Annotated in this window: 14 protein-coding genes and 2 pseudogenes; 9 read left to right on the forward strand and 7 right to left on the reverse strand. The window is 36.0% G+C overall.

Annotated features, from left to right (window positions below; all coding sequences use genetic code 11):
- The first annotated feature begins 146 nt into the window (after nt 1-146).
- Both ACJTDF_RS05160 and pth read left to right on the forward strand, forming a co-directional pair.
- The gene (locus ACJTDF_RS05160) at nt 147-773 is read left to right on the forward strand and encodes a 50S ribosomal protein L25/general stress protein Ctc (RefSeq protein ID WP_407965251.1); all 627 of its coding nucleotides are present in this window, start codon (nt 147-149) and stop codon (nt 771-773) included.
- A 69-nt stretch (nt 774-842) separates the two neighbouring features.
- The gene (gene pth, locus ACJTDF_RS05165) at nt 843-1,436 is read left to right on the forward strand and encodes an aminoacyl-tRNA hydrolase (protein ID WP_407965252.1); all 594 of its coding nucleotides are present in this window, start codon (nt 843-845) and stop codon (nt 1,434-1,436) included.
- Between the two features lie 103 nt (nt 1,437-1,539).
- Here pth and ACJTDF_RS05170 read toward each other — a convergent pair whose 3' ends face one another.
- The gene (locus tag ACJTDF_RS05170; RefSeq protein WP_407966230.1) at nt 1,540-2,223 is read right to left on the reverse strand and encodes a L,D-transpeptidase; all 684 of its coding nucleotides are present in this window, start codon (nt 2,221-2,223) and stop codon (nt 1,540-1,542) included.
- Between the two features lie 259 nt (nt 2,224-2,482).
- On the opposite strand from ACJTDF_RS05170, the gene ychF reads away from it, so the two are divergent.
- Nucleotides 2,483-3,586, forward strand: a complete 1,104-nt coding sequence (gene ychF, locus ACJTDF_RS05175; RefSeq protein ID WP_407965253.1) for a redox-regulated ATPase YchF — start codon at nt 2,483-2,485, stop codon at nt 3,584-3,586.
- 136 nt (nt 3,587-3,722) lie between these two features.
- Here ychF and ACJTDF_RS05180 read toward each other — a convergent pair whose 3' ends face one another.
- The 4 genes and pseudogenes from ACJTDF_RS05180 to ACJTDF_RS05195 all read right to left on the reverse strand — a co-directional run bounded on the left by ACJTDF_RS05180 (nt 3,723) and on the right by ACJTDF_RS05195 (nt 6,229).
- Complete coding sequence (locus ACJTDF_RS05180) at nt 3,723-4,169, reverse strand: PRC-barrel domain-containing protein (protein ID WP_407965254.1); 447 nt, start codon at nt 4,167-4,169, stop codon at nt 3,723-3,725.
- Between the two features lie 100 nt (nt 4,170-4,269).
- Nucleotides 4,270-5,044 (reverse strand): annotated as a pseudogene (locus ACJTDF_RS05185) (cytochrome c1).
- A 71-nt stretch (nt 5,045-5,115) separates the two neighbouring features.
- A pseudogene (locus ACJTDF_RS05190) lies at nt 5,116-5,858 on the reverse strand (cytochrome b N-terminal domain-containing protein); the annotation flags it as partial.
- A gap of 152 nt (nt 5,859-6,010) precedes the next feature.
- Nucleotides 6,011-6,229, reverse strand: a complete 219-nt coding sequence (locus tag ACJTDF_RS05195; RefSeq protein WP_407965255.1) for a hypothetical protein — start codon at nt 6,227-6,229, stop codon at nt 6,011-6,013.
- Between the two features lie 382 nt (nt 6,230-6,611).
- Here ACJTDF_RS05195 and ACJTDF_RS05200 point away from each other — a divergent pair, with 382 nt between their 5' ends.
- On the forward strand, nt 6,612-7,088 hold the full coding sequence (locus ACJTDF_RS05200) for a tRNA (cytidine(34)-2'-O)-methyltransferase (RefSeq protein WP_407965256.1): 477 nt from the start codon (nt 6,612-6,614) through the stop codon (nt 7,086-7,088).
- Between the two features lie 382 nt (nt 7,089-7,470).
- Here ACJTDF_RS05200 and ACJTDF_RS05205 read toward each other — a convergent pair whose 3' ends face one another.
- Complete coding sequence (locus ACJTDF_RS05205; protein WP_407965257.1) at nt 7,471-8,724, reverse strand: CCA tRNA nucleotidyltransferase; 1,254 nt, start codon at nt 8,722-8,724, stop codon at nt 7,471-7,473.
- Nucleotides 8,725-8,972: 248 nt separating this feature from the next.
- On the opposite strand from ACJTDF_RS05205, the gene ACJTDF_RS05210 reads away from it, so the two are divergent.
- The 5 genes from ACJTDF_RS05210 to ACJTDF_RS05230 all read left to right on the forward strand — a co-directional run bounded on the left by ACJTDF_RS05210 (nt 8,973) and on the right by ACJTDF_RS05230 (nt 17,160).
- The gene (locus ACJTDF_RS05210) at nt 8,973-10,004 is read left to right on the forward strand and encodes an AAA family ATPase (protein ID WP_407965258.1); all 1,032 of its coding nucleotides are present in this window, start codon (nt 8,973-8,975) and stop codon (nt 10,002-10,004) included.
- Complete coding sequence (locus ACJTDF_RS05215) at nt 10,004-10,915, forward strand: DUF58 domain-containing protein (RefSeq protein WP_407965259.1); 912 nt, start codon at nt 10,004-10,006, stop codon at nt 10,913-10,915. The genes ACJTDF_RS05210 and ACJTDF_RS05215 overlap by 1 nt, the downstream gene beginning before the upstream one ends.
- Nucleotides 10,912-13,710, forward strand: a complete 2,799-nt coding sequence (locus tag ACJTDF_RS05220; RefSeq protein WP_407965260.1) for a DUF4159 domain-containing protein — start codon at nt 10,912-10,914, stop codon at nt 13,708-13,710. The genes ACJTDF_RS05215 and ACJTDF_RS05220 overlap by 4 nt, the downstream gene beginning before the upstream one ends.
- The gene (locus ACJTDF_RS05225) at nt 13,707-15,803 is read left to right on the forward strand and encodes a hypothetical protein (protein ID WP_407965261.1); all 2,097 of its coding nucleotides are present in this window, start codon (nt 13,707-13,709) and stop codon (nt 15,801-15,803) included. The genes ACJTDF_RS05220 and ACJTDF_RS05225 overlap by 4 nt, the downstream gene beginning before the upstream one ends.
- A gap of 460 nt (nt 15,804-16,263) precedes the next feature.
- Nucleotides 16,264-17,160, forward strand: a complete 897-nt coding sequence (locus ACJTDF_RS05230) for a metallophosphoesterase family protein (RefSeq protein WP_407965262.1) — start codon at nt 16,264-16,266, stop codon at nt 17,158-17,160.
- A 291-nt stretch (nt 17,161-17,451) separates the two neighbouring features.
- Here the strand turns inward: ACJTDF_RS05230 and ACJTDF_RS05235 are convergent, their stop codons facing one another.
- Nucleotides 17,452-18,360: a cation diffusion facilitator family transporter gene (locus ACJTDF_RS05235; RefSeq protein ID WP_407965263.1), complete on the reverse strand. Its 909-nt coding sequence runs from the start codon at nt 18,358-18,360 to the stop codon at nt 17,452-17,454.
- Nucleotides 18,361-18,377: the final 17 nt, after the last annotated feature.

Genomic DNA, 18,377 nt, shown 5'->3' on the forward strand with positions numbered 1-18,377 from the left:
TGAATTATAGAACAAGCTTCTGTGTAGACACCCTTGGAGGCAACATAGAATAGGGTAATCGCCGTTGTACAGCGTATATCTTCGTATTCATGCAAAACCACTACTGGTTTTCATGATTCTCCAATTATATAAAAAGGACTTTAGTTATGAGCAAAAGCTATACTTTTAAAGCCGAGATACGCGAGCGGGTTGGTAAGGGGTCCTCCCGTAAACTTCGTCGTAATGGTTTCATTCCAGCTGTTATTTATGGTGATAAACAGCCTCCTTTAGCAATTTCAGTTCCCTATAAAGATATTTTCTATAAAATTCATGCTGGTGGATTTCGTACTACTGTTGCAACTATTGAAATTGATCAACAAAAAATTCAAGTTTTACCAAAAGATTATCAACTTGATCCTGTTCGCGACTTTCCTATACACGTAGATTTCTTACGCATTTCAGCAAAATCTGTCGTTCATGTGCACATTCCTGTACACTTCCTTAATGAAGATACAGCGCCAGGAATTAAACGAGGTGGCGTCTTAAACATTGTGCGCCATGAAATTGAATGTACTGCACTAGCGCATGCTATCCCTGAAGCAATTGAGATTGATCTTTCCAGTTATTCCATTGGTGATTCTATTCATATTTCCGCAGTACAATTACCAAAAGGTGTTACACCAGTCATTCAGGAACGAGACTTTACCATTGCTACCATTGCTGCCCCTGCTAACACCAGTATGAGTGATGATTCTTCAGAAAAAGAGAACAATGAAAACAATGCAAAAAACTAAAAAATTTTATTAGATGAAACTCCATCTTTTTAACACTTTTTGTTTTCTTATACTTTACCGGAGGTGCACATGTTGCTCATTGCTGGTCTTGGCAATCCGGGTTCTCACTATAAAAATAACCGCCATAATATTGGTTTCATGGCTGTTAATGTTATTCACCAAACCTTTTCTTTTCCTCCATGGTCAAAAAAATTTCAGGCTGAAATCTCAAACGGTTTTATAAACAATGAAAAAATTATTCTTATAAAACCGCAAACTTTTATGAATTTATCTGGTCAATCAATTCGCGAAGCCTTGCGGTTTTATAAATTAGACTTGGATAATCTTATTGTCATTTACGATGAACTAGATTTACCACCTGGTAAAATAAGAATAAAAATTGGAGGAGGAAGTAATGGACATAATGGTATCAAGTCTATTGATAGTCATTGTGGCACTAATTACTGCCGTATACGCTTAGGTATTGGACACCCTGGTCCCAAAGAGTTGGTTAATCAGTATGTTTTGGGAAATTTTACCAAATCTGATCAAGAATGGCTAACCCCTTTACTAGATGCAATTGCAAATAATATGGAACTCTTAATAAAAAGAAATAATAATTGTTTTATGAATAAAATTACATTGGCAATGGAAAGATTTACAATAAAGCATCATCTCACTTGAATACATAAGATATACACACGCCCTTTGATATCTTTCCCTGAAGAAGATATCAAAGTTAAGTGATATATAAAAATGAGTTAATAAATCCTATAACTTATTACGATTAAATAAGTCCGTTTACTGTATTTTCGCTATTTTGCAATACCACTACACGTGAGCCATCAGGAACGCGATTATAAAGATCAATAATATCTTGATTGAGTAGACGAATACATCCACTAGAAATAGCACGACCAATTGACCAGGCTTCATGTGAACCATGAATACGGAAGAGGGTATCTTTCCCATTTTTGAAAAGATAAAATGCTCGTGCCCCTAATGGATTCTCAGGACCAGGGGGCATACCCTGCCCTAAATGACCATAGCGTTCTGGTTCACGCTCCATCATTGCCTTAGTAGGAGCCCAACGCGGCCATCGGCGCTTATATTGCACAATCCCAACACCTGTAAATGCCAACCCTTCTTTGCCAACACCAATACCATAACGTAAAGCCTTGCCATTTTCACCAACAAGATAAAGAAAACATGCTTGAGTATCTACAACTAATGTACCAGAAGAATAATCTGTCTGATAATTGACTTGTTGACGCCAAAATTTTGGGTCAATTGTTGAAAGATTAACCGCAGGTAAAAAATAAGGTTCATTTGTTACAGGCCCATATAAATCCTGTATTTCGGGTGGAACATACTGAGTCTTTTGAGAAAAAATAGGTATATTTGATTGACGTGTAAGACATCCAGCCAAAGCCAAAGGCGTTGCAATTAAAAAAGCTCGACGAGATAACAATCTCATATTTTCTCCGATTATTGACTTTCGAAAATTTTGCATACTACGAAAAACTTACTGCACTATTAATATTTATCAGTAAATATCATTATTTAAAATAGTGTAATAATAAAAAAATTATAGCAATTATTCATTATATTTTTCACACTATCACAACAACTACAGACTAGAACTCTTTTCAAAACATGCTATAGAAATACCAATAAAGCTTTATTTTGACCACAAGAATAAATGACAATTAACAAAGAAAGAGAATCTTATGGGCTTTAAATGCGGTATTGTCGGATTACCCAATGTTGGCAAATCAACTCTCTTTAATGCATTAACAAAAACAGCTACAGCACAAGCAGCTAACTATCCTTTTTGCACAATTGAGCCTAATACCGGTGAAGTTGCTGTCCCAGATCCACGGATGAAAAAAATTGCCTCTATTGCCGGATCAAAAGAAATAATTCCTACACGTATTAGTTTTGTTGATATTGCAGGACTTGTACGTGGTGCTTCAAAGGGTGAAGGTTTAGGAAATAAATTTTTAGCGAATATTCGTGAAGTTGATGCCATTATCCATGTTTTACGGTGTTTTCAAGACGAAAATATTACACATGTAGAAGGACGAATTGATCCTATTTCTGACGCTACAACGGTTGAAACCGAACTCATGCTCTCAGATCTTGAAAGTCTTGAACGACGAATTACACAAATTCGTAAACGTGCAACTGGAAAAGATAAAGAAGCTCTTGCTATTCTCCCTATCATGGAAGCTGCATTAAAATTGTTGCAAAAAGGAGATCCTGTACGGTTAATGCTCAAAGATATTTCTGCCGATGAACAATGCATTCTTAATGGTTTGAATCTTTTAACATCAAAACCCGTGCTCTATGTTTGCAATGTAAGTGAAAATGAAGCCGCTCATGGTAATGACTTTACTCAAGCAGTTGAGAAAATGGCAACAGCACAGAATGCACAAACTATTATTATTGCCGCTTCTATCGAAGCTGAAATTGCCCAACTTACTGACGAAGAAGCTTTAGAGTATCTTAAGGCTTTAGGGCTTTTTGAACCTGGCCTTAATCGACTCATTCGCACTGGTTATGATTTACTTAACCTAATTACTTACTTTACTTGTGGCCCTAAAGAAACACGCGCATGGACAATTGTGCGCGGAGTAAAAGCACCGCAAGCTGCAGGTGTTATTCATTCAGATTTTGAACGTGGCTTCATTCGTGCCCAAACTATTAGCTATGAGGATTATATTGCCTTGGGTGGAGAAAATGGAGCAAAAGAAGCAGGAAAAGCTCGCGATGAAGGTAAAGAATATATTGTGCAAGATGGTGATATCATATTGTTTAAGCACAATACTTAATGCATTTCTTTTAAAGTCTTAAATCTCTTAACCCTTTAAAACTCTTCTTTATATCAAATACTTTTGTGTTCTCAAGAAAACTTGAGAATAAAATAGCCGTATTATAAACGGCTATTTTATTTTTGATAAGACAAAATTAACGATTCCAGCGACCTTCATATTTAAATTCTGGAGCACTTTTTAAGGAATCCTTTGTTGCATTGATAATAAATTTCCATTTACCATAATCATTTGTTTTCTGAATTGTATCAGGAGAAACAACTACATAACGTTCTCCTATACCAAGAAAACCACCAATACCAATGACAATTCCTTCGACACTATTTTCACGTAAAATAATATCTTTCACTTCACCAATATTTTCATCTTCCATATTGTATACATTAGCACCAATAAGGCTTGAAGCAACAAAATCAGATGCTGAAGGCATAATATAACGCGCGGCCATATCTGAACCAACCTGTACAATACCTGTTGATGAAATCACCTCAGTTTCAAAAGGTGTTGTTGTTGTAAAAGACTGAGCATACGCACCAGAAACCATAAAAATTGACACGAAAGCAGTGCAAACAATTTTTTTCATTATAATTCTCCGTTTTTACTTTATAAACTCTCAATGCATCATTATAAAATTTGTTCCCTACACGCTTTTAAGATAGCTTATTCTATGTGGTTTGTTTTTTTCATTTTTTGTTTTCTTTATCTAAACTATGCCAAATTCTTCTTTTCATACTATAAACAAGCACTCCACAAATAATTAAAAATAAGACAACATAAAAACTAGTTTTCTTACGAATTTCCGTATGAGGATTAGCTATCCACATTAAAATAGACAAAACATCACCTACAATAAAATAAGAATTATACTCGTAACCTTTAGCAATTTTTATCCTTTGGAGCGCCCCTGATATCCTGTTAAAAACGCTGTAATATAATCAAGATCAGCAGTGTTATAATTGGTCAAAACGTCAATAATCAAAAGCAGGGAATAGTAAAGAAATAGAACGCATACGTGCCATTAACGATAAATCAGGAGGTTCAACACCATTATGTATAAATTTGGCTTCTTCAATATTAGCAAAAGGGGAAGGAAAATAATACAATACCAGAACCAAATCTCTTTAAAAACTTTCCTTCTCGATTGGAACCATCGCTTACTTCATATTACACAGCAAAAGCTTTACTCTGTTCCTGATTATACCCTAGTACCTTTAAAGCATAAAAAGATACATATCTTAGCCCATGGCAACTAGCACATATTTTTTATAAACCTTCAACCCACGTCGTAATTGCGCTTTATCATAAATACCGAATGGACCTGAAAAATTCCAATCTTGTTTTTGAGGCACATACAAAGAAAAAAACATATTCTCTCTTATCAACGATATTTTTGGCAATCTTTTGAAAAGAAAACGCCATAACTTCTATTAAGATCAATCCAATAAAAGCCTTTACCATAGTCGATTTGTTCTCTATTTTAGATCTTCCATAATTGAAGCAGACATAGAGCTTCTCTTTTGAACAGAGAGTATAATTGGTAGAATAATCAAAAAAATATCTTTGATAAGTGCATAAGGAGAAAAAGGAACACTTTCCTCATCAAATTGCACTTCAATTCCTGTTATATTGCTCTGTCCAACTTGGTGAATTGCCCAAATATGAAGGCCTATAAGAAAAAATAAAAAACGACAGCACATAATGAAAAACATAAAAATGGTTAAGCGTCGGCTACCCCATACTACCACCAAGAAGAGTTTCATATCACCATGTCTTAAAGAAAAGAATAACTTTTAAAAAACCAGTAACTACCAATGCTAGAGAAATGGACATCATCGCCCTCACCAATACATAACGGAAAAATGCAACCACCATCATAATGATATAAACGAAGATACCTATCACCCAAATCATGTCTCGCATATTTTTATAAACACCATAATAAAGCCCTTGTGCTAAATGGATGTAAACGGCAATAAAAAAAGAAGATGCCACAGAATATCAGAGACGAAAAAGCTAACCAAACTGCCCTTCACTCCTCAATCATTTACCTGTTTCAAAAACTAAATAAACATCTGATACATAGTGCGTAGCTAATACAATACCTGTCAAAAGCTATAATGGTTAAAATACCACCAAACGTATCAAAATAATTAAGGTTACGTAAAACAGGAAAAACTATAAACCTATTGTATAAAAAATGAGGAAGAGGCAAACGCTTATCAAACCAACGAGCAAGAGCGCTTTTAGGAAGATAAGGGAAAAATTTCCTCATTACATTATCCTATTCTCAGTAAAGTATCAGAAAGAAATTGATAAGATGGAATAGCTAAATTGTAATTAGCGAATTCTGCTCGTATCCTTCCAGCTGTATCATAAACAAACAGATCGATGATAAGGGCACAACCATTCACAAAATTGATCTCATCAACCAACTGTTACGCAGCTCAGATAAGTACATAAATTGATTATAATCAGCCAATTTTTATCTCTCTTTCCTGCTGAACGCACAAAATACGTTGCTTTTTCTTTATCATCAAGGTTAGGATTGCGTGCTTGACAAGCTTTAAGATCACTCAATTTAATCGCTTGAGATTCAGCTATTTCTTTTGCAATACGATTACGAATGGACCACGGTCTATCCACGCCATTTTACCATCACCGAAATGCTTTCCTCAATGCTCGATAGATAAACTTGAATAGAATCAGTAGATCAAACAGCTTGATTAGAACACCATTGACTAATAAAAAGCCATGTAACTGTACCAATCCCCACCATATTAGCAACACCTGTTGCTAAAAATAAAAAAAATCTATGAATCATTTTATTTTCATCTCATATACATCTTACTGATTTCAATTCTTTATTTCCTATCTTTTTGCGCTATAAAAGCAACCTTCAAAAAAATATTTTCATATATGCTAATATGCTAATTGTGTTCTATTGAAACGCTCAATAAAAACTATCTCTTTGAAATCACTATCGCTATAAATAGCTTCTTTATAAATCAATCTACAAATACTAAATATGACACTTCACATCGCTCTTTTTCAACCTGATATTGCTGGTAACACAGGAACAATCTTACGTCTTAGCGCTTGTTTTGGTCTGCATGTACACATTATTGAACCTGCAGGCTTTGATATATCGGATCGCAATCTTAAACGTGCAGGTATGGATTATCTTGAACGAGCCTCCTTAGAACGCCATCTTGATTGGCAGAACTTTATTGATACCATGCAACGCTTTAACCGTCGCCTTTTGCTCTTAAGTACAAAAGCAAAAACGTATTATACAGAAATATGTTATCAGAAAAACGATGTTTTACTTTTTGGCCGTGAATCAGCAGGTGTCCCTGATTATGTTTATAAAGCAGCTGATTATACATTAACAATTCCTATGCTGCCACACGCACGCTCTTTAAATCTTGCAATCAGTGTTGCTATGACAACAGGGGAAGCACTTCGTCAAATTGGTTATAATGAAATAAGACAAATCTTATAATAAAAACTAAACTTCATAGTGCTGCCAATCTTCATCACAGCAGCTATTTTATCAAACGATAAAGTTTTAATAGGTACTAGAAATTACGTTGGAAAAATGAAAATTATTAAGTTTGATTATCCTATTGTTACAACAGCTTTACAAAATGATTTTAGTAACAAATAGTGCAAGGGAAAGCATCACATTTTTTATATTTTTAATGCGAATACATTTTACAGTATGCTTGATTTTTACTCAATTATTGCTTCAGGGTAGCTATCAAATTAAACGATGAGCATATAGACTCTATCGCAAAATCGTCCCAAGAATTATATAATTTGAGCTAAACATGAAAAATTGCAAAAAAGAAAATTTCAAAGAACTTCCAACAAAAAACATAATATTACTGCTCAATTTTTTCTAATAATTTATTACGATCAATCAAAAAGCCACTTTCAATCCATAATGTTTCCAATTCTTTGAGTTTTTTTCCTAAAAACATCCCTTTTACCAAGCCTCTTTCCAATAAATCCTTGCCACTGATAGGAAAAGTTGGAATTTGCCATTCTCGAGCAAGCTGATAAAGCCTGATATAACATTCTTCTTTTTGAACCACTTTACTATCCTTTAAAGTGTGGTCACGTGCAGCTGCTAAAGACAAAGCTAATTGATCTAAAACTGGTTGCCGACCATAAAAATAAATCAGTCTTTGCATAAAAATATCTGAACAGTCATGATTAATCAGTTCTAATTCCGCCCATTCCTTTAACCGTATTTTCTCTTTATTCGATAAACGTAAACGACGAGCCATATCGTGAAGACGCGTAACATCAGGAGGAATAAGACTTTCTAACCGCAAAAACGGATCAATCTTCCAACCAAAAGCCTGCTCTGTTTTAATAAGTGAGTGGATTGCATCAATACCCCATCTTTCTGTCTCAGGTAAAATGAGCGTCAAAATTCCACTTTGACGCATCCATAAAAGAGCACGTGTTGGATCTAAAGCAGTTAGAAGTTTTTTCATTTCTCCCCAAACACGCTCTGGTGAAAGCTTTTGTAAACCATGTTTTAAACGAGTACATGCCTTCAACCCTTCTGCATCAGGACGCCCTATTCCATACCAAGCAAAAAAGCGAAAAAAACGCAAAATACGTAAATAATCTTCACAAATACGCTGTTCCGCAACACCAATAAAACGAACCGTTCGAGTTGCAATATCGTTTAAACCTCCTACTTCATCATAAACTTCACCAGCTGCATTACAATAGAGTGCATTGATAGTAAAATCTCGACGTTCAGCATCTTTTTTCCAATCGCGACTGAAGATAACTTTCGCATGACGACCATCCGTCTCAATATCAGAGCGAAGGGTTGTAACCTCATAAGAACACGATTCACCAACTACTGTTACTGTACCAAAATTAATCCCTGTAGGAATAGCTTTAAATCCTACTTCTTCTACACGCTTTATAATCTGTTGTGGCAAACAGGTTGTTGCAATATCAATATCACTAATAGGCTGTTGCAAAAGCTGATTACGCACAGCACCACCAACAATACGAGCTTCCTCACCATCCAGCGACAAAACACGAAGAAGTGTTTGAATATTGCTAGACTGCAACCATGCAACCTGTTTGAAATTGTATGTTACATTCACCCTTTAACCTTTCAAACAAATTTTTATTATTTGCCTTCAAACTTGTAAATTTCAATAAGTACAACGCATAATATATTTCTTATAAACCACAATCTTTCTCTGTAAAAATATCCTTAATTTGCGCGAAGAATATAAAAAACAGCTTATTACGCTTCTCTTCTTGTTATTTTCTGTTACAAACCATAAAAAGATTTATAATCATATAGAAGAAATTATTATTTTACGACACATGACTTTAAGGAAAAAATATGAGTCAACATGATACGTTATCCCATTCTATTGAAAAGGCGAGTATCAATGACGATGCCTCATTAATTATTAAAAATATTGATGAAGCACACAAAGAACTCGATATTCTACAAAAAGCAATTGACAAAGTTATTTTTGGACAAAGCCATGTAATTGAATACACCTTAACAGCTATTTTAGCAGGTGGACACGCTCTTCTCGTTGGTGTTCCAGGACTTGCTAAGACGCGTCTTGTTGAAACACTCGGAATCGTCTTGGGACTTGATGCAAAACGCATTCAATTTACACCAGATTTAATGCCGTCAGATATTATTGGTTCTGAGATCATGGATTCAGATAAAAATGGTCGACGTTCTTTCCGTTATATTCAAGGTCCTATCTTTACTCAACTTCTCATGGCCGACGAAATTAACCGCGCTTCGCCTCGCACTCAATCAGCCCTTTTACAAGCCATGCAAGAATACCATGTCACTATTGCTGGAACACGTTACGATCTACCACAGCCCTTTCATGTGCTTGCGACTCAAAATCCTGTTGAACAAGAAGGCACTTATCCTCTTCCTGAAGCTCAACTCGATCGCTTTTTAATGCAAATTGACATTGACTATCCCGATCTAGCGACAGAACGACGTATTATCCTAGAAACAACAGGCAAAAAAAGCCAAATTGCAAAACCTGTTTTATCCATCAAAAAATTACAAAAAATCCAAAAAATTATCCGCCAAATGCCAATTTCTGAAAGTGTTGTCGAAGCTATTTTGAAGTTAGTGCGTTCAGCTCGTCCTCATAAAGACAATTCCCTTGCAAACACTTATATTTCTTGGGGTCCTGGTCCCCGGGCATCACAAGCACTTTCACTGTGCGTTCGTGCTCGTGCCCTTTACTACGGACGTTTATCCCCTTCACTTGATGATGTTCAAGCACTCGCCCAACCTGTTTTACAACACCGTATGGCACTTAATTTTTCTGCACATGCTGAAAATATAACTATAAAAGAAATTATTGCTAATCTCGTGAAAGATTCTCTCTAATGGCTATTGGCAAAAAAACTTTTCAAGAAAACCCACAATCACTTGCTGCAACACTACAGAAAGATGCAGCTAATATGCCGTATTTCCTTTTACAAGCAAACCGTCTTGCCAATACATTAATAACCGGAAGACATGGTCAACGTAAACGCGGCAATGGAGAAAATTTCTGGCAATTTCGTCCTTATGTGCAAGGCGAATCCATTACAAATATTGACTGGCGTCGTTCAGCACGTGATGAACATACCTACCTACGTGAACGTGAATTGGAAAGGATGCAAACCGTTTGGATTTGGCCTGATCAAAGTGCTTCTATGCAATATTGTTCATGCTTTTCAAAAATCTCTAAAGGCAATCATGCCATCATTCTCTCCCTTGCATTGGCAAAATTTCTCGCAAAAAGTGGCGAACATATTGCTATTCCTGACTTGATGGCTCCAACTATGGCCTCTAATGTAATGGAGCGTATGGCTTTAGCTCTAACAAATCATCAAGTTGAAAATTCATTTCCAAATTTCTCAACTGTAACTCGTTTTTCACAAGCCATAATAATGAGTGACTTTCTTGATCATCCCGAAAAAATTATCGATCAACTGAAAGTGTTAATGACAAAACAAGTCAATGCATATCTCATTGAAGTTGCTGATCCAGCAGAAGAACATTTCCCTTACACAGGTCATACAGAATTTTTTGATCCTGAAACAAAAGAAAGACTCCTAGTGAAAAAAGCAGAAAACTTGCGTAAGAATTATCACAAGCTCTACCAAGAAAGACGACAAAAATTAATAGAATTTTGCTTACATCAAGGATGGACTTACCAGGTTAGCTTAACGGATCGTCCCCTAACAGAAGTTATTGTATACCTCGCAAACAAAATGAAATCTTCTAAATCTTCCCTAAGGAGATCACTTTGAGTTTTGATGCTCCTTTACTTTTGCTTGGACTTTTGGCCTTACCAGTTATTTGGTGGTTGTTAAAAACGACACCTCCAAGCCCTCATAAAGAACTTTTTCCTCCTTTGCGCCTTCTACTTAAAAAAACTAATCAACAGGAAACTATCGATCATACGCCCTGGTGGTTATTATTGTTACGACTAACCATAGCCGCACTGATCATAATAGCATTAGCACGTCCTACTTGGATTCAAAAACCGATTGTATTTTCTGACTCCCATCCTCTTGCGCTCATCATTGATAATGGATGGGCATCCGCTGAAGAATGGGAGAAACGCATTGCAGTTGCCAAATCTTTAATTACACAAGCAGAGAAACAACAAAAAAATATTTATTTTCTTGCAACAGCTGAAAACAATACCCACGATATCGGTCCTTTTCCTGCGGAAGTCATAAAACGACATTTACTGCATTTGCGTGCCCGTCCCTGGCCTGTTAACCGCGTCCAATCCTTTCAAAAACTCATAGAACAGATTGGTGAACAACCTCTTGATATTGCATACTTAAGTGATGGTTTGCAAACAAACGAAGATAGTCAGGCTTTTACCCTTATGAAACAGTTAAAGCTGAAAACATTCTTATGGTATGCGAATGATGTTTCCAACATAACTGGTATAACGAACATAGAAAATAATAATGGAAATATGGCAGCACGTGTCATTCGTACGACTACTTATGGCGAGACTCCAATAACACTCAGCCTTTATGATTTAAAAAATCAACTCCTTGCTCGTTTTACGACAAACTTTCATGAAGGAGAAACGACAGCACTTGTTCCTTTTAATCTACCACTTGAATTACGTAATCATATCGCTTGGATTAAAATTGATGACCAGAACCAAGCTGCTGCGACCTTTTTAATCGACAATCGTAGCCGAATAAACCGCGTTGCCCTTTTATCACCCAACATCAATGAAATGGTGCAGCCTTTACTTTCTCCAATGTACTACGTTATCAAAGCATTACAAGGTCAAACACAGCTTATAACGAGTGGAGGAGGAGAGCTTTCAAGTGATATTGATCGTTTACTTACCCAAAATCCATCTGTTTTCATTATGGGCGACATAGTTAATATATCAAAAGAAGCAGAAAAAAAGCTATCTCATTTTGTAAATAAAGGAGGAATACTTATCCGTTTTGCTGGAGAGAATCTAAGTGCTACAAAACATTATGATAGCTTATTACCTGTATCATTACGCTCTGGTGAACGGTTACTTGGCAGTATTATGTCGTGGACAAAACCACAAAAATTAGCACCTTTTGCAAAAAACAGCTTCTTTTCTGATCTTCCTTTTCCAGAAAATATCACTGTTTCGCGCCAAATTCTTGCAGAACCAAATTCAGATCTTTTTGAAAAAACATGGCTTAGTCTTGAAGATGGAACTCCTCTTATTACTGCTGCCAACCAAGGTAAGGGTATGCTCATTCTTATTCATACCGCGCCTGATCCTACATGGTCAAATCTTCCTCTTTCTGGTTTTTTTTCACAAATGTTACAAAAACTTATTACGCTTAATACACAGGCAAAAGAAACTCAAACGCAAATAAAAACAATACACAATCCTTGGCAAACACTCAATGCTAACGGTCAATTACAAACAGCTCCCTCTCATGTTATTCCACTCATTACTGATGAACAAAAAGCTCCCCTTCCATCTTACCATACCCCACCTGGGCTCTATGGTGTTCAAAACAATTTCTATGCTCTTAATCTGCTCAATCATGCATCACGCTTAACGACACAATCACCATCACCTTACTTCTTGAGTGATAAATCTCTACCTTATAATACACAAGAAAAACATTTCACTGGATTTCTGTTAGGAATAACTAGTTTATTATTAGCCCTCGATAGTTTTTTAGTGCTATGGACAGGCAGAGCTTTCCTTTTTAAGAGGCAAAGCAATATGCTACTTCTCCTCCCGTTCATAATAGTTTTTATTGATTCTTTTCCGTATCCATCAACTGTGCAGGCACAAATTGTAGAAAACTATGATAACACTATCATACAAGCAGCAGGAGCTACCCATCTCGCTTATGTCGTGACCAACGATCATGAAATCGATGCAACAAGTAAAAGCGGACTAGAAGCACTCAGCCAATTTATAGCAGAACGTACAATGCTTTCACCTGGTCCTGTTGTAGGGCTTGACCTTGATAAGGATGAGCTCGCTTTCTATCCTCTTATTTACTGGCCAATTGATACGAATAGCCCTATGCCAACACAAAAAAGTCTTGAAAAAATCAATGCCTTCATGAAAAACGGTGGTGCAGTTTTATTTGACACTCGTGATCAAATAAATGCTAATCTTACCCTTGAAGAAACAGCTACCCCAGCCATACAAAGATTGCGTACTATATTAAGCGGATTAAATATTCCAACAATGGAACCAGTATCAACTGAACATGTTATTGCCCGCTCTTTTTATATTATGCCTGATTTTCCAGGACTCTATCGTGGTTCCCCCTTATGGGTTGAATCATCCTCAACAAACAAAAAAAACAAAAACTCTATCACTGCAGGTGATAATGTTAGCTCTCTTTTCATTACTGCAAATAACTTTGCTGCTGCTTGGGCGCTAAACGAAAAAGGCACATGGAAATATCCTCTTATTCCTAATGACCCTATGCAACGTCTGTGGGCATTTCGCGCAGGATTGAATATTGTTATCTATATACTTACGGGAAACTATAAAGCCGACCAGATTCATGTTCCTGCATTATTAGAGCGTTTTAATAGAGAAAGAAGGCAATGATACAATCTCTCACCTTTCAGCCTTTTTTACCTAACATTTGGCTTCTTTTTTTAGGAGGTCTTCCCGCTTTTTTTATAATCATTGGACTTATTACAAGACGCCGCGGAGCTTTTTTACGCTTTCTCGCATTAATCTCTCTTATCCTTGCGCTACTTAATCCAATGATCTCAAAAGAACAGCGTGAACCTGTTAAAAGTATTGTAGGTATTGTTCTTGACCATAGCGAAAGCCAAACATTTGGAACACGTGAAGAAGATAGCAATAAAGCACATACACAACTCATAAACGCGCTAGCACGTTACCCACAATTCGAACCACGCTTTATTGAAGCTGGAAAGCTTTCTGACAATCGTTATGCACCATCAACGAATTTATTTCACGCTTTAACACAGGCTATATCCAGTATACCACCCTCTCGCTATGCAGGAACGATTTTGATCACGGATGGACAAGTGCATGATATCCCAGAGCTATCAAAACTGAATCATGATGCTCCAATTAATGCTTTGATAACGGGTAAAGCAGATGAATTTGACCGCCAAATTAAATTTATTGCTCCGCCCCGTTTTGCTCTTGTCAACAAGCCACTTATGCTCTCCATTTTAGTAGAAGATAAAGGACAGCCTAAAAAGCCCATACCAGCACAAGCAAATATTACCATAAGCATTAACGATCAAAAAGTCAGTCATCATTCTATAACACCTGGTGTTATCTTTCAAACTGAAGTCACCTTACCTCATGCAGAAAAAAATATCATTCAAGTTACAACTGACACACATGAAGGTGAACTAAGTCTTAATAATAATCGTGCTATAACTATTATTGAAGGCATTAGAGAAAATCTGCGAGTTCTTCTGATTTCAGGTGCACCCTATAATGGCGAACGTGCATGGCGTGACCTTTTAAAAAGTGATTCTAATATTGATCTTATCCATTTCACTATTTTGCGTCCCCCTGAAAAAGCCGACAATACACCTATCAATCAATTATCACTTGTCGTCTTCCCTACCACAAAATTATTTGTTGAAGAAATCAATAATTTTGATCTTGTTATTCTTGATGGCTACCAATATTCCAACGTTTTTCCATTGATTTACTACGATTATATTGCCCAATATGTACAAAAAGGTGGAGCATTGCTGATAGTAACAGGGCCTGAATTTACTACAGAATTTTCACTAGCTAAAACACCTCTAATAAGTGTTCTACCAGCACTGCCAAATGGTACTATTATTCAAAAACCTTTTCGCCCTACCTTAACTAAAGAGGGTGAGCGTCATCCTGTTACGCGAGGTCTTGCAACACCCACCCACCCTGCTCATCAATGGGGACGATGGTTGCGACAAATTGTAGTCCAAAATACAGGAAAAGCCGTTACTATCATGAAAGGAGCTGATGAACAACCACTTTTGCTTCTTTCCCATGTTGATAAAGGCCGTGTAGGAATGTTACTTTCTGATGAAAGCTGGCTTTGGGCGCGAGGTTTTGAAGGTGGAGGTCCCTATGCAGCTCTTTATCGTAGAATTGCCCATTGGCTTATGAAAGAGCCAGAGCTTGAAGAAGAAAAATTAAGTGCTTTGAGTGATCATCATCATTTAACAATTCGTCGACAAACTCTCCAAAATCATCCAGAATCAGTCGAAGTAATTTTTCCCTCCGGCAAAAAAAAGAATATCACTCTTACTAAAGAACAAGAAGGTGTATTCACAGGAAATATTCAGACTGATGAAACAGGGATTTTTACTATTCGCAATGGTGATCAAACAGTGCTTTCTACTGTAGGATCAGTCAATAATCCTGAATTATCTGATTTAATTTCAACAGAAGAAAAATTGACTCCTATCAGTAAACAAACTGGTGGTCATGTTGTGCGTTTATGGAATAGAGAAAAAAATGATATTCATCTTCCTCCCATTAAACTAATTCAATCGCAAACAGGAAAAGTATCATCTTCTCCTCATTCAATTGTTCTGAAAGAAGCAACAGAAACTCGTTTGGTTAATATCTCTCACTTCCCTATTTTTTCTGGATTTTTAGCATTACTTACCTGTCTTTTATTGTTGAGCAGTGTATGGTATCGTGAAAATCATTAAAAATTCTGAGCGACTTTATAACCACTTAAACGTAACTTATATTTATTGAACGCCCACAATAATATATTTTTCCCTATATCTTTCTAACATACCTTCTTGTAACTCTAAACCTAACAATCGCTTTTGTTTATGGATACAAGAACCAGTTTCAGAAAAAGGAAAAAAGATTGAGAAACAAATGATGTATCCATCATGAAGAATAGTTAGAAAAATTCATATGTAACAAAAATACCAAATCATTTCATTTTAAACGCTTTGATTTGCTATCGCTTGTTCTTCATAAAACATTGTCCTCCCCTTGAAACAATTTATTTTGCATATTTTTTTCTATCAAAATCAATATCCAAAAACCTATCTAATATCCTTAGCAAACTGTTTTGCATTTTACAATTTTCCATTATCTGTCACAATCAACTGGCTTGCCTTGCTCATTTTTATTGCCTAAATTATTTTCAACGCTATGCTAGCATTTATGTTTTATCTTGCTCATATATCAGATGTACATCTTTCACCCTTGCCAAAACCTTCCTTACTTGAACTTTGTGGGAAACGTCTAACTGGGTATCTTAATTGGAAAAAAAAACGTAATAATCAAATGAAGCCAGATGCTTTAGAAACGTTAATGCGTGCATTGAAACAAAAAAAGCCTGACCATATTGTTATTTCTGGTGACCTCGTTAATCTTGCTTTGGAAAAAGAATTTACGCAAGCTCGTAGCTGGTTACTTGCTCAAAATAATCCTCAAAATATTTCCCTAACATTTGGAAATCACGATGCTTATGTTCGCGGAGCATTCCAAAAAGCCTGTACTTACTTCCAACCTTGGATTAAAAGTGATTTCCCACAAAAAAATCCTTTTCCCTATATGCGTATTCGTGATAATATAGCGATTATAGGAGCATCTTCAGCCATTGCCACACCATTTTTTCAAGCTTCTGGCTACTTTGATAAACAACAAGCAAAAATTTTATCTCAATTCTTAACTGAAGCAGCAACACGTGGTTTTTTCCGTGTTGTGATAATTCATCATCCTCCTTTTCACCATGCCACTTCTTGGCATAAAAAGTTATGGGGTATAGAGCGTTTTCTAAAAGTAGTTAAGCAGCATGGTTGCGAACTTATTCTCCATGGTCATACTCATTTACCTACGTTGAATACCATTGAAGGAGAAATAAGCAAGATTCCTATTGTTGGCGTTTCTTCGGCATCACAATCTTTCGGAAGTAAAAAGCCCCCTGCAAATTTTAACTTATTTGCTATTGAATATTTGCATCATCAATGGCATTGCCAATTGCAGCGTTATGGTATTATTAATCACAATAATGAAATAGCATGTATTGAAAAAATTGATCTTTAATATTTCGAAAAACAAATTTTTCTTTACTCAGATGTACTATTTTATAATAGTTAGTTATTGTATTAAAATTCTTCTTGAGCAAATTATCGATGAAGAGAATAATAAAAAATATAACTAAACATTAAGCAATAGAAACACATAAACATACCTAGCTTAATCTACTAATTTATATAGGTTATGATCAGTGGTACTGTTTACCTGGATGAAGAAATTTCAAAAACAATATCAATAAACATAGCATATATTCACCTCATCTTTTAGAATTGCTCTGTTTATAAAACAATAAAATTCTTACACAAAAGGAACAACCGCTGTGCCAAGAGGCAATTTAGCCTCATTTTCAGGTTCTACATGAATAGTAACACGCGCATTCTTAAATTCCGCTTCAAGTGCACTCTCAATATTGTTGCAAATCTGGTGCGCCTCTCCTACTTGCATTACAGTTGGTACAACTAAATGAAACTCTATAAAAGTAACCCTACCAGCAACACGCGTTCTTAAATCATGAACTTCAATTGCACCACGTGCACTAACTGAAATAAGATCACGAATCCGAACAGTTTCATTTAATTCAACCCCTACATCCATGAGCCCCTGAATAGCATTATAAATCACCTTTCCTCCCTGCAAAAGAATATTAATAGCGACAATTATTGCTAAAATTGGATCTAAAACAGCCCATTCAGTTATGAACGCAGAAACCAACCCAATTAAAATGCCAAATGAAGTTAAAACGTCTGTCATTAAATGTACTCCATCAGCTTTAAGAGCAGGAGAACGGTGAACTTTTCCTTGCCGAATAAGAAGCCATCCCCAAAAAAAATTTATAATAGATGCTATCAAATAAGGACCAAGCCATATTCCAGGTTTTTTTGGTGCTTCAACTGTTATAAATGCTAGCCATGCTTCTCTTAAAATCAAAATTGCCGCAATAATAATAAAGACACCTTCAAGAAGAGCAGAAAAATACTCTACCTTATGATGTCCAAAGGGGTGATCTTGATCAGCTGGCTTCATACTTATTTTAACCGCCCACCAAGCTGCTAAGGCTGCAAGAATATTTACAATAGATTCTAGTACATCAGAATAAAGAGCGACTGAACTAGTGATATAATAAGCCCAATATTTCAAAAAAAATACAATACAAGCCGCCCAAATAGATAATATAGTCAATCTCTGTATCTGTATTTTTTTATCCATAACTCAATGATCTTTTT

Source organism: Bartonella bennetti (genome assembly GCF_045945445.1).
In the GTDB taxonomy this organism is placed as follows: Bacteria; Pseudomonadota; Alphaproteobacteria; order Rhizobiales; family Rhizobiaceae; genus Bartonella.

Coding starts and splice junctions, on each gene's coding strand:
- ACJTDF_RS05235 (WP_407965263.1), bottom strand. CDS start 18,360: ATGGATAAAAAAATACAGATACAGAGATTGACTATATTATCTATTTGG.
- ACJTDF_RS05160 (WP_407965251.1), top strand. CDS start 147: ATGAGCAAAAGCTATACTTTTAAAGCCGAGATACGCGAGCGGGTTGGT.
- pth (WP_407965252.1), top strand. CDS start 843: ATGTTGCTCATTGCTGGTCTTGGCAATCCGGGTTCTCACTATAAAAAT.
- ACJTDF_RS05200 (WP_407965256.1), top strand. CDS start 6,612: ATGACACTTCACATCGCTCTTTTTCAACCTGATATTGCTGGTAACACA.
- ACJTDF_RS05215 (WP_407965259.1), top strand. CDS start 10,004: ATGGCTATTGGCAAAAAAACTTTTCAAGAAAACCCACAATCACTTGCT.
- ACJTDF_RS05230 (WP_407965262.1), top strand. CDS start 16,264: ATGCTAGCATTTATGTTTTATCTTGCTCATATATCAGATGTACATCTT.
- ACJTDF_RS05210 (WP_407965258.1), top strand. CDS start 8,973: ATGAGTCAACATGATACGTTATCCCATTCTATTGAAAAGGCGAGTATC.
- ACJTDF_RS05225 (WP_407965261.1), top strand. CDS start 13,707: ATGATACAATCTCTCACCTTTCAGCCTTTTTTACCTAACATTTGGCTT.
- ACJTDF_RS05180 (WP_407965254.1), bottom strand. CDS start 4,169: ATGAAAAAAATTGTTTGCACTGCTTTCGTGTCAATTTTTATGGTTTCT.
- ychF (WP_407965253.1), top strand. CDS start 2,483: ATGGGCTTTAAATGCGGTATTGTCGGATTACCCAATGTTGGCAAATCA.